Below are 11,960 nucleotides of genomic sequence, written 5' to 3' on the forward strand. Positions count from 1 at the left end.
ATTATGAAAATATTGAATGAATTTGAAAAACATGTGCTTTTGGAAAAAGGCACTGAACCACCATTTAGTGGGGAATATAATGACTTTTTTGAGCATGGGATCTATGTGTGTAAGATGTGTGAAACCCCTTTATTTACTTCAGATTCTAAGTTTAGTGGGCATTGTGGATGGCCGAGTTTTGATTCTAGTATTGGAAACAATGTAAAAGAAGTTTTGGATCAAGATGGAATGAGGACCGAAATCATATGCGCTAATTGTGGTGCACATTTAGGACATGTCTTTAGAGGAGAGGGTTTTACCATGAAAAATACACGTCATTGTGTCAACTCTATCTCTCTTATATTTATACCAAAAGATAAACTCAATCATTCATTACACACTGACTACAATTTATAAATATAGTATAGGTGATTTGTTTTGATTTAATGGAAGTTAAATTTTACAATCAAGATTTATCTCAATATTTAAGTGCAACAATACATTAAGAACTTACAATGTCATATGTAAACTTAATATGTATTTTTGAGAGCTTAATATTTAAAAGTCACATACAGAATGTATCCTTATGTGCAATAAAATATTATTATGTAACTTTAGAGTTTAAGAATATTTATTACGCAAAAAAGATTGAAAGGAAAAATATGCAACAACATGTTTCCCACCAGCAAATACTCCATATTATGCAAATGTTATCCGAAAAAAAGCAGATAATGCCAAAAGATATGCTTGGCAGATCTCTTGCATATACCTGTTTCCTACCACGTTTATCTGATCGATCGTATCTATATGAGAAGTTAAAATGTAGCATTACTCCTAAAAAAGCTTTGCATACTAATGCAGAAAAGTTATCAAAGTTGATACAAACAAGTCATTTAACGCATAATGCAGATTTTAATCAAGAGATTGTCTGCGTGATATTTAGTAGCTTAGAGCAAGTCACAAACAATGAGGATATAAATAGTATAGACTGTTTAAGTATGATAAGGCGACTTTCACCAGCTTTTGTCATCCATGAGAACGTGTTTCTTGATGAATATCAGATTCTAGAATCAGCAATTAGTGGAGCAGACATGATTATGCTTGATATTAAGCATTTGCACACATATTGTGAAGTTTTATATGCTTTAGAATCTAATCCTGCATTGCTAGAATTAAACATAGATGATATTGCTTTGCAAACAAATCTTATAATACAAGATTCCAAACCATATAATAATGATAAAAACTTCATGCATAACATCAAAACACACGTTAATACGCTTATAACATTTGCATACAATCTTGGGGTTATCCCCATTGTGCATGTTGCGAATGCGAATGACTTAAATATACTACAATCACTTGAGGATCTTTTGCATTGTATTTATGCAACAAAGGAAACCATAAATTTAGTATCTAATGAAAATATTATTTTTGCAGATCAAAACCCTATCAATGATAAGTCTTTAATGTATCGTAATATTATTGATATATCTATCGTAAGTGAGTAAACTTGCCAAAGCCAATATTTTAAATCAAAAGGTGATACATAGCAATTATAAAAAACTTTTTTGTAAAAGCAAGGGGGCTATGCACATTATCCCCATTTTTTATTGCTCAATGTAACAAATTATAAAGCTACAATCAGTCTTTTGGCAACTCCGCAACCACACGAATATTTTTGATAATATCCCCCTGCTCTAAAGAATCTAAAACTTTATAGCTTTCCCTTTCGTTCACTGGGATGCGACCAAAAGCAGTGTGTTCACCATCTAAATGCGGTTGAGGAGCGAAACATATAAAAAACTGACTGCCACCTGTGTTTCTTCCCGCATGTGCCATAGATAAAGTGCCGCGATTATGCTTGGTTGGATTATTTTCAAGCTCACATCGTATGGTATAGCCAGGACCACCAGTACCATCACCTTTTGGGCAGCCACCTTGTGCCATAAAGCCAGCTATTACGCGATGAAAATTCAAATCATCATAAAATCCACTATTTGCAAGTGTAGCAAAATTGCTCACTGCTTGTGGTGCATGATTAGGAAAAAGCTGCACATACATGACACCCTTACTTGTTTCAATGATAGCATATTGTAGAGTTTGCAACTCATCTGCAGAAAGATTGTATTCTTTGATTTCTCTCATTATAAAAATCCTTAAAATTTTAGTTATTGATGTATTGATTCTAGCAACTTTGCCAACAAATTTCAAGATTTAATGTTATAATTTAAGACTAAAAGTAAGTTTCGGAGTAGATATGTCGCTTCTATTTTCACGCTTTAAGCTATTCATACCATTTTTCATATTATCTTGTAGCATTTTTGTCCTGCCTCTTTATGCTGATGGATTTGCTGATTGTAACGATTTATATGGATGTATGGACAATAATGCAATAGCAACCCCAACAAATAAAGCAAACGCATATGAGGGCAAGAGTGGTAATACAAGTAAGGCAACAATACACACAAATAAATCAAATGTGAGAAATCAGCAAGGTGGCTTTCTTGCAAGTGGAGCTATGCCTATACTTGGGGCTAGGAAAGGCAGCTTTTTATATTCTGTTGCATTGCTCACGGCATTATTTGATAATGGGGTGCAAAAACAAGGATATGGAATCTTATTGAAGGATGGATATATTCTTGCTGCTGCAGATTTAATGAATGAAGATGGGGCATATCTGCGTAGCGTTATGGCAAAAATGCAAGATGATTCTAGCAAGTCGCTTATGTGTTTTGCTATGCTTCGTTTGCGTGCAACAGATTCTAAGCTTTCATTGCTTAGAGCTGAAAATTATACAGATATCTATTGTAATACCCGTGAAGAGAGCTTCTATCATCAACGTATCAACTTGCATTACTTTACTCCAATTTACAAAGGTATGTTAAAGAATACTATACTTAGTCGTAGTGATACTGTATTGTTTCCTTTTGTAACAGAGAATAATGCTTTATTTTATAAGTCTTCAAGTATTGCAAATATTCAAAAACATAGCGCTATACATGGATTACCTCTTTTTAATTCAAGCGGACATTTTGTAGGGTTTTTGTATAATATGAGTGAACCCAAGAAACGAAATGTAGTTGTGTCAAGTGATGAAGTGCGGGATTTTGTTTGCGATATAGCAAAGAGAAAATTACTGCCCACTAGCGATTTGACACGTGCGTGTATAAAAAATAGTGCTGCGATAAAGTAATGTAGGGAGTGAATGATGCTATTCTTATTAATCATTATTATTGTTGCAGTACTTATTCTTACATTACTTAATATGCAACAAATTAATAAGACTTTTAAAAAGGATAAAGAAATACATCTCGTACAATGTGTGAAATGCGGTATATATGCTACACAAGCAGATATGAAAAAAAAGAATGGGAGAAACTATTGTCGTGAATGTTTATAAAATACAAATTTGCAATAAATGTATGGGATAGTAGTGTGTAAAAGGTAAATTTTGTGTTGAGTCGGTATTTAATCGTTCTTTGTTGTAGCATATTGTTCTCATTTGCAAGTTCCTACACCCAGTATACAGCTCATGCCAATATGCAAGAATTACAACAAGACCCCATGTCTTTATTGCGACAATGTGCCGACGGTATAACAAATTCATGCTCACTTTTGCTTGGGCGAGGTATACCAAGTGTGAATGAGTGCGATTCTCATGTATGTCATATTGTAGGTGCCACATTGAGCGCAAATGGCAATGACAAAGAAGCAATACCTTATCTACAGAAATCTTGTCAATCTAATGAGAATCTTGGTTGTACCCTACTAGGATTACTGTATCAACTACATGGAAATATTAGTGATGCAGAAACTATGTACAATATTGCGTGTAATAATGGTGATGTAATAGGTTGTTATAATATGGGTGTATTACAATCCACACAATTATCACTTCATATGCGTGGACATGCAGCTTTGCAATCTTTTGCTCGAGCCTGCTCCATGCAATACCCACAAGCTTGTTTTAATCTTGCTGTAATATATGCAAACTACAAAAAAGATTCTAGTAATGCACTATATTTCTTTCATGTTGCATGTGATTATGGTATAGCAAAAGCGTGTAAGAATGCACAATTGCTCAAAAAAAATGGTGTTATATTGCCCACGTTGCAGAAAAAACGCGGCCTATATATAAAAAGCCACGACTTTAAATAAACAATTAATTACACATCCTTCTCTGAATAATACAATGATGTTATAGAAAGTAAGAAGCAAGGTTGTTTTTAGATACCTGTTTTTAGTTACATTCAGTTACATGAGTTTATTGAATTCTGAATAAATACACACATAATCTAAGAAAGCATGTATTTTATTGTAAAATAGCGACACTATAACTCCCAAAACTTTTCATTAAGGAGACAATGATGAGCAAACATGAAACGACGCATAGAATGCCACGCACCAATACTATGCTTTTAGATTCTGCGTCAAGTGATACTGCTAATATTGCACTTGACTATAGTCAGAATCCAAAGGGCGACAACCTTACATTCCATACAAAACAATCACTCTTCAATAAGGTTAAGAAACGCTTAGATAAACTTGCAAAGCTTCCTTCACTCAGAGATGAAAAAAATGGTAAAGATTTGAAAGAAGTTCTGCAAGAAAAGGGCATCCAACGAAGAGATTTTATGAAATGGGCAGCAGTTGTTACCGCATCAATTGGACTACCTGCGACTTTTGCACCACTTACAGCACGTGCTGCAGAACTTGCTGATAGAGTGCCTATTATATGGTTACATATGGCAGAGTGTACTGGCTGTAGTGAAAGCTTATTAAGAAGTGAAGATCCAGGTATTGATTCTATTATTTTTGATTATGTAAGTATGGAATACCATGAGACTATCATGGCTGCCTCTGGACATCAAGCGGAAAAAAGCTTAGAAGATGCAGTAAAGAAATATAATGGTCGTTATGTTATGATGGTGGAAGGTGGGATTCCAAAGGATACTGAATATTTTCTTACCATCGGCGCATCTGGTAGAACTGGTGCAGAAGAATGCAGACACGTAGCAGAACATGCAGCAGCTATTTTTGCAATTGGGACATGTTCGAGCTTTGGTGGTGTACAAGCGGCTGCACCAAATCCTACAAATGCGCATCCTTTGAGTGATATTATTGACAAAAAAGTTATCAATGTGCCTGGCTGTCCACCAAATGAGAAGAATATTGTGGGTACACTTATGCAACATATATTATTTGGTGATATGGCACTTGATGCATTTCATAGACCAAAGTGGGCTTATGGACACAGAATTCATGATTTATGTGAGCGAAGGGGTCACTTTGATGCTGGTGAATTTGTGCAACACTTTGGTGATGAAAATGCAAAAAATGGATATTGCTTATACAAAGTTGGTTGCAAGGGACCTTATACTTTCAATAATTGTTCAAAACTTCGTTTTAACTCACATACAAATTGGCCCATTGGTGCAGGACATGGTTGTATAGGGTGTAGTGAGCCACATTTCTGGGATACAATGTCTCCATTTGAAGTACCACTTGGGAATCGCTATCAAACAGCGTTTAGAGGTGCAGGTGCTGATCACACGGCAGACAGGGTTGGTATGGTAGTTTTAGGTGCAACTGCAATCGGTATTGCTGCACATGCAATGCTGTCTGGTGCTATAAAGCCGAAGTAAATTCACATTATATTGTGTTTCACAACACATCAAACACTTATAAATATTAGCAAAAGGAAAAGGTATGTCGAAAAGAATTGTTGTTGATCCTATTACTAGAATTGAAGGGCATTTGAGAATTGAGGTTGTTGTTGACGATAACAATGTGATTACAGATGCATTTTCTAGTTCTACTTTGTGGCGTGGGTTGGAAACCATTATAAAAGGGAGAGATCCAAGAGATGCAGGTTTTATTGCAGGGAGAATTTGTGGTGTTTGCACCTATTCTCATTATAAGGCGGGTATTACTGCGGTTGAAAATGCATTAGGCATTGAGATTCCATATAACGCAAAGCTTGTTCGTACGCTTATGAATTTAGCTTTATTTTTTCATGACCACATTGTGCATTTTTATACATTGCATGGGCTTGATTGGTGTGATATTATAAGTGCATTGAGTGCAAATCCCGCTAAAGCTGCGAAACTCGCATTTGAATACACAGATTCTCCAATAGCAGCAGGTGAAGATGAATTAAGGCTAGTGCAAAAACGTGTTAAAGACTTTGCAAGTAAAGGCTCTCTTGGACCTTTTGCAAATGGGTATTGGGGACATGCGACCTATCGCTTAAATCCAGAACAAAACCTTATTGTGTTATCACACTACTTAAAGTTGCTTGAGATACAACGAGAAGCTGCGAAGATGATGGCTATTTTTGGTGCAAAACAACCACATCCGCAAAGTTTAACAGTTGGCGGTGTTACTTCTATCATGGATATTTTAGATCCTTCAAGACTTGCAGAATATAAAGCAAAGTATGAAATGGTTGCTGATTTTATCAATCGCGCCTATTATCCAGATCTAATCATGACTGGAATGACATATTCAAGTGAACCAAGCGTTTTGGCAGGTTGTAATTTAAAAAACTTCTTAAGTTTCCAAGAAATGCAAGTTGGACACAACGAATATCTACTTGATAGCGGTTATGTGCTTGATGGAGATTTAAGCAAAGTTCACGATGTGAACCTTGAATTAATTGCAGAGGAAGTAACAAATTCATGGTATAAGTATGAAGGTAAGCATAGTAATGGCGAAGTAATCAAACCAACAGATGCACTTCATCCATATGATGGACAGACTACTCCAAATTATACAGGTTTTAAAGATGGTGAAAGCATAGGTTTAAGTGGTAAGAATGAGCGTACAAAGCTTTTACAAACTGATTCTAAATACTCATGGATTAAATCGCCAAGATATGATGGTAAACCTATGGAGGTTGGACCTTTAGCAGCTGTTATTGTAGGTTATGCAAAAGGTAAAAATGAAGCTTTGCATAACGCAGTAGATGCGTTTTTAAAGCGTACTGGTTTAAGCACTAATCATCTATTTAGCACCTTAGGTCGCACAGCAGCTAGAGGATTAGAGGCAAAAGTGTTGGCAGATAATGGATTAAGAGCCTTTGATGAGCTTGTGAGAAATCTTAAAGTAGATACTACAACTTGTGCACCATATATCATTGATAACAGCAAATCGTACAAAGGCTGCTATATTGGTAATGTGCCAAGAGGTATGTTAAGCCATTGGGTGCGTATTGAAGGTGGAAAAGTATCAAATTATCAGGCAGTTGTGCCTTCTACATGGAATGCTGGACCAAGAGATTCTAAGGGGCAAAAAGGACCTTATGAGATGAGTCTTATTGGGACAAAGATTGCAGATTTAACACAGCCTTTAGAAATTATACGACATATCCACTCTTTTGATCCATGTATTGCTTGTGCAGTGCATGTGATGGATACAAAAGGCAATGATCTTGGGGAATATAAAGTAGAACCAGCATTTGCAAGATTCTAATATTGTATGCTTGGATTAAGGAGCTTTTTATGGTAACACGAACAGAGATTGATACAGGTATCGCAAAAGAGATCCAACAACATTTGGAATTTGGTGCAACAACTAGATTCTTGCATTGGGTACGTGCATTTATGATTGTTTTTTTGGTAGCAAGTGGTTTTTATATTGCATACCCATTTTTGCAGCCAGATGCAAGTGGTGAGCCAGTTATTTTCTTACAAGCATATAATAGAGCGTTTCACTGCATGGCAGGATTTGTTTTAATTGCGGCTTCAATTTTTAGAGTATATTTATTCTTTTTTGCTCCATCAAGTAGACCTGAACGCCTATCATTTTGGCAGCTATTAAATCCACTTGTTTGGATAAAAACAATTGGGGCATATCTTTTTATCGCTAAACATCCTCATATCAAAGGAGCATATAATCCTTTACAATTTACTACATATTTTGTATTAGGTTTAGTAACGTTAGTTATTTGTTTAACAGGTGCAAATCTTTATGCAAATGTGTATCATGATGGTTTAGGTGGTGTTATAGGTATATGCTTTGGCTGGGTAGATTCTGTATGTGGTGGATTAGCAAATGTTAGGGCGATACACCATATTGCTACATGGGTGTTTATTGTATTTGTGCCAGTGCATATTTATCTTGTAATTTGGAATTCTGTACGTTATCCAAATGGAGGTGCTGATGCAATGGTAAGTGGCATTCGCTATTCAGAAGAGCAACGAATATAAAGAGAGATTTATAACTTGAATGTTTTAGTGCTTGGTATTGGTAATATTCTTTTTGGAGACGAAGGTATTGGGGTTCACTTATGTAATTATTTAAAAGTGAACTATACTTTTGATAGTGGTGGGGAACATCATATTGAATTTGTTGATGGTGGTACATTGGCAAATATGCTTATTCCCCTTATTGTAGAATATGATCATGTATTACTGCTTGATTGTGTAAGTGTTGAAAACGCACAAGTTGGTGAAGTGTATAGCTTTGATTTTGATAATGTGCCATCATGTATCACTTGGGCTGGTAGTGCTCATGAAGTTGAAATGTTACAAACACTGCATTTAACAAGAATGATGGGCGATTTACCGAGAGTGCATGTCATCGGTATTGTACCTGAAGTAATTGGTGAAGATACTGCTTTTAGTCTAAGTCAATCTCTTTTACGAGGTGCATTAACTATGGAGCAAAGTGCCATCTTATATCTAAAAAATCTAGGATTCCGTATCAATAAGACAAAGAATATATCATTACAAGAAATAGCCAATAGTTCGTATCGAGGGTTTTAGAATCCACCCTTAAATCTCTTTTGTATTAATAAAAATATTTCATAGTAATTCGGATAGATTATCCACTCTATTTCACGATTAAAACATGTACTACTTTTTCCTCATAGCTTTTGTGATGATATAGGTTTGAGACTTATGATTTTTCATGGACATTCTGTAATATGTTTATATAATTAACTTCTAGAAAGTAAGTAGCTTTGTATTATTTAAAACTAGAAAAGCAATAATTTGCAAACCAATAAACTTCAAACAAACACCATAAGCATATGTAAAAATATAATGATAATACGATATGAAAGATAAAAGATGTGGGGGGGGGACATAGTCTAGCTTTGAAACTATGCCCTACTATACTATGATTTTGAAGTAGAATTACTTAGATGACTCGCCTTGTGCTCCTGCTGCATTGTCAGTAGTAGCTGCTGCTTCTGCTGGTTTAGCTTCCTTTGCGTTAGCCTCAGTAGCTCCCTTAGCTTCTTCTTGTGCTCCTGCTGCATTGTCAGTAGTAGCTGCTGCTTCTGCTGGTTTAGCTTGCTCTTGCGCTGTTTGTGCTTGTGCTTTTTCTTCTTTTTTATCACCACACGCAACAAATAAAGTCGCCAACCCTGCGATAACTGTCATTGCCAAAAACTTTTTCATAATAAAACTCCTAGAAAAAATAAAAATAGGTTGTGCATTATAGCATAGATTCTAAAAAATTTAAAATATTTTTACTCTTGAAGTTCGTCAAACATAAATTTTAAAAAATATTTAGTTGTGTAATCCAAAAATAAGCTATGCTGAAAATTGTATTTTTGAAGAAATTTTACTCTAGTATCACATAAAACAGGAATTAAAGTGTAGAATCACACAATAAGAAAATAACAGGACTGATTCCATGTGCGATGATTTAGACTTATTGGGCTATGATTTTGTTTTACCCAACAATTTGATTGCAACAACACCTATTACACCAAAGGAGAATGCAAGACTTTTAATCTATCATGATGGTAAAATAACACACACAACATTTCATAAACTATTTGATTATATTCCACAAGATTACCTTATTGTATTAAATGATACAAAGGTGATCAATGCACGACTTTTTGTCAATAAGTTATCCCTAGAATCTCTTCATAAGACACGACCTCATGAAATGCAAACTTTGCAAGATTATATTTTGCCAACAAAAAGGGAAATCTTTTATCATAAATGGCTGTCTAATAATTTACATTTAGTTCAAATAAAAGGCAAGGCAAAACTATATGATATATTTGTTCTCCGATGGAATAACATAGATATATTTATACAAGTATTAGATATAAAGAATGATGGATATAAACTTGTCTCATTCTTCACATTACATGATATTGCTGCAGTAAGAGAGATTGCACTATGTAAATCTCATACAGACATATTCTCCCATGTTGATGTATTATCACAATCACAAGTCCTCTCTGTATTGCAAGCATGTGGCAATATTCCTTTACCTCCTTATATGAAACGCACAAGCACAGAAAAAGATTCCAAGGATTATCAAAGTATTTTTGCAAGACATGATGGTTCTGTAGCAGCACCTACTGCAAGCCTCCATTTTTCAGAATCTATGTTTAAGGTTTTGAAAGAAAAATATGATCATGCCTTTGTAACTCTGCATGTTGGTGCAGGCACCTTTAAACCTGTAACAAGTCAAAACATACTCAATCACAAAATTCATTCAGAATCTTGTCTTATCAAAGAACAAGAAGTTAAAAAGATTTTAAATGCAAAAAAGCTCTTGTGTGTTGGTACAACCAGTATGCGTAGTGTAGAATGGTTGATAAGAGAGGATTTGACACAACTAAATGGTGATATTATGGGTGAAAATACGATATTTTTACATCCACTTAATCCACCAAAAAAAGTCCATGCCCTACTTACAAATTTTCATCTACCAAAATCAAGTCTATTAATGCTTGTTAGTAGTATGATTGGCAGAAAAGAAACTCTTCGAATTTATCAAGAGGCTATAGAAAATAAATACAGATTCTACTCTTATGGCGATGGTATGCTTATTATTTGAGATAATAATGTGTATATTTTTTGCTTATAAGATTCTACAAAAAAGATATTTGAATTTAAAGGTTATATATGGCTTCTATGCAGAGCAAAGAGCTTACAAGATGGCGTATTTTTGGACTTAAGAAATACATAAAGTTTAAAACATTTTTGCATAATCTAGATTATATTCTTATTTTTTTCCTTGCCCTTTTGTTATTTAGTTTGATTTCATTGTTATTATTCAAGCAAAAAGGTGTGCAATATAGTAATCATGCAGAGGAGATTCCAAAGCTTGAAATGTTTGACTTCACTCTACATCGCCTCAATACAAAGCAAGTAGACATGATTGTAAAAGCTAGTAAGGGTATGCAATATAAAGATAAGGAGCTGTATATTGACTTTTATGGTAGTCGCTTTAATGATGACTCAAGCATAGAAACATTGGAAGGAAAGGAGGTATGGCATAAAGGTAATGAATATGACTTTGTCGCAGGGATTAATTACACAAAAAAACCAAATAGAAAGTTTTTTTCAGAAAAAGGTGTATATAATACATTAACAGAAGTTTTTGCAGGAAAAGGAAGGTTTTTTATCGAAGATACTGATATGACCACAGAGGGTGAAAACATTTTCTATGATGAAAAGACTGATACAATTAGAGCAAAAAATATCGTGACAAGGCTTATAAGATAAAGGGCGAAAATGAGAATATTGTATATAAGTATGTGTATAATCATGACAAATCTTGCATATGCAATAAAACCAGATATTATTGACATTGTGGCACAAAATTTTCAAAGTATTGGAAATACAACAACAATTACAGGGGATGTAGATATTAAAAAAGGGAGTGATAGACTCTTTTCTGACAAGGTGATTGTCTACACAGATAAGGCACGAAAACCCATAAGATATGAGGCAATAGGCAATGTCCGCTTTAGCATCATTACTTCAGATAAAAGAGAGCTTAAGGGTAAGGCAAATAGACTAATCTATTATGTGAAGCAAAATGAATACCGACTATATGATAATGCATTTGTAGAAGAGATAGGTAAACCAAATGTATTGAAAGGTGATGAGATAGTGCTATCAGGCAACGGAGATTATGCAAATATCGTCGGAAAAAAAAGAACTCCAGCAAGAGTTACTTTTACACTTGATAAAGATGAAGAATAAAATCTTGCTTGT

General features: G+C 34.6%; 14 protein-coding genes. 12 read left to right on the forward strand and 2 right to left on the reverse strand.

The genetic code is table 11. The features are described 5' to 3' along the window. Positions 1-3 precede the first annotated feature (3 nt). Both LS81_RS02645 and LS81_RS02650 read left to right on the forward strand, forming a co-directional pair. Positions 4-396 carry a methionine-R-sulfoxide reductase gene (locus LS81_RS02645; RefSeq protein WP_034346771.1) on the forward strand — a complete coding sequence of 131 codons (393 nt, stop codon included), beginning with the start codon at positions 4-6 and terminating at the stop codon, positions 394-396. Between the two features lie 245 nt (positions 397-641). Beyond that, positions 642-1,490, forward strand: coding sequence for a hypothetical protein (locus LS81_RS02650; protein ID WP_034346773.1), 849 nt, complete (start codon positions 642-644; stop codon positions 1,488-1,490). A 133-nt stretch (positions 1,491-1,623) separates the two neighbouring features. On the opposite strand, the gene LS81_RS02655 is transcribed toward LS81_RS02650, so the two are convergent. Continuing rightward, entirely contained in the window at positions 1,624-2,127 is a 504-nt protein-coding gene (locus LS81_RS02655; protein ID WP_034346775.1) for a peptidylprolyl isomerase, read from the reverse strand. A gap of 112 nt (positions 2,128-2,239) precedes the next feature. Here LS81_RS02655 and LS81_RS02660 point away from each other — a divergent pair, with 112 nt between their 5' ends. The 7 genes from LS81_RS02660 to LS81_RS02690 all read left to right on the forward strand — a co-directional run bounded on the left by LS81_RS02660 (position 2,240) and on the right by LS81_RS02690 (position 8,750). Beyond that, positions 2,240-3,175 carry a hypothetical protein gene (locus LS81_RS02660; protein WP_034346777.1) on the forward strand — a complete coding sequence of 312 codons (936 nt, stop codon included), beginning with the start codon at positions 2,240-2,242 and terminating at the stop codon, positions 3,173-3,175. A 15-nt stretch (positions 3,176-3,190) separates the two neighbouring features. Beyond that, entirely contained in the window at positions 3,191-3,382 is a 192-nt protein-coding gene (locus LS81_RS02665; protein ID WP_138069869.1) for a hypothetical protein, read from the forward strand. A gap of 140 nt (positions 3,383-3,522) precedes the next feature. After that, positions 3,523-4,140 (forward strand): tetratricopeptide repeat protein, encoded by a 618-nt coding sequence (locus LS81_RS02670; RefSeq protein ID WP_233715906.1) that lies wholly within the window; start codon positions 3,523-3,525, stop codon positions 4,138-4,140. 209 nt (positions 4,141-4,349) lie between these two features. Next, on the forward strand, positions 4,350-5,627 hold the full coding sequence (locus tag LS81_RS02675) for a hydrogenase small subunit (protein ID WP_104696498.1): 1,278 nt from the start codon (positions 4,350-4,352) through the stop codon (positions 5,625-5,627). 64 nt (positions 5,628-5,691) lie between these two features. Beyond that, entirely contained in the window at positions 5,692-7,455 is a 1,764-nt protein-coding gene (locus LS81_RS02680; RefSeq protein WP_034346780.1) for a nickel-dependent hydrogenase large subunit, read from the forward strand. Positions 7,456-7,484: 29 nt separating this feature from the next. After that, positions 7,485-8,192: a Ni/Fe-hydrogenase, b-type cytochrome subunit gene (gene cybH, locus LS81_RS02685; RefSeq protein ID WP_034346781.1), complete on the forward strand. Its 708-nt coding sequence runs from the start codon at positions 7,485-7,487 to the stop codon at positions 8,190-8,192. A gap of 15 nt (positions 8,193-8,207) precedes the next feature. Then, complete coding sequence (locus LS81_RS02690; protein ID WP_034346782.1) at positions 8,208-8,750, forward strand: HyaD/HybD family hydrogenase maturation endopeptidase; 543 nt, start codon at positions 8,208-8,210, stop codon at positions 8,748-8,750. A 372-nt stretch (positions 8,751-9,122) separates the two neighbouring features. On the opposite strand, the gene LS81_RS02695 is transcribed toward LS81_RS02690, so the two are convergent. Beyond that, entirely contained in the window at positions 9,123-9,389 is a 267-nt protein-coding gene (locus LS81_RS02695) for a hypothetical protein (RefSeq protein WP_034346783.1), read from the reverse strand. Between the two features lie 238 nt (positions 9,390-9,627). Here LS81_RS02695 and queA point away from each other — a divergent pair, with 238 nt between their 5' ends. The 3 genes from queA (at position 9,628) to lptA (ending at position 11,948) form a co-directional block, all read left to right on the forward strand. Beyond that, the gene (queA, locus tag LS81_RS02700; RefSeq protein ID WP_034346785.1) at positions 9,628-10,794 is read left to right on the forward strand and encodes a tRNA preQ1(34) S-adenosylmethionine ribosyltransferase-isomerase QueA; all 1,167 of its coding nucleotides are present in this window, start codon (positions 9,628-9,630) and stop codon (positions 10,792-10,794) included. Positions 10,795-10,862: 68 nt separating this feature from the next. Further along, a complete protein-coding gene (locus tag LS81_RS02705; protein ID WP_034346787.1) occupies positions 10,863-11,465 on the forward strand; it encodes a hypothetical protein in 603 nt (200 codons plus the stop codon). Between the two features lie 9 nt (positions 11,466-11,474). Further along, on the forward strand, positions 11,475-11,948 hold the full coding sequence (gene lptA / locus LS81_RS02710) for a lipopolysaccharide transport periplasmic protein LptA (RefSeq protein WP_034346789.1): 474 nt from the start codon (positions 11,475-11,477) through the stop codon (positions 11,946-11,948). Positions 11,949-11,960: the final 12 nt, after the last annotated feature.

The organism is Helicobacter trogontum, assembly GCF_000765905.2.
GTDB classification, from domain to species: domain Bacteria; phylum Campylobacterota; class Campylobacteria; order Campylobacterales; family Helicobacteraceae; genus Helicobacter_A; species Helicobacter_A trogontum.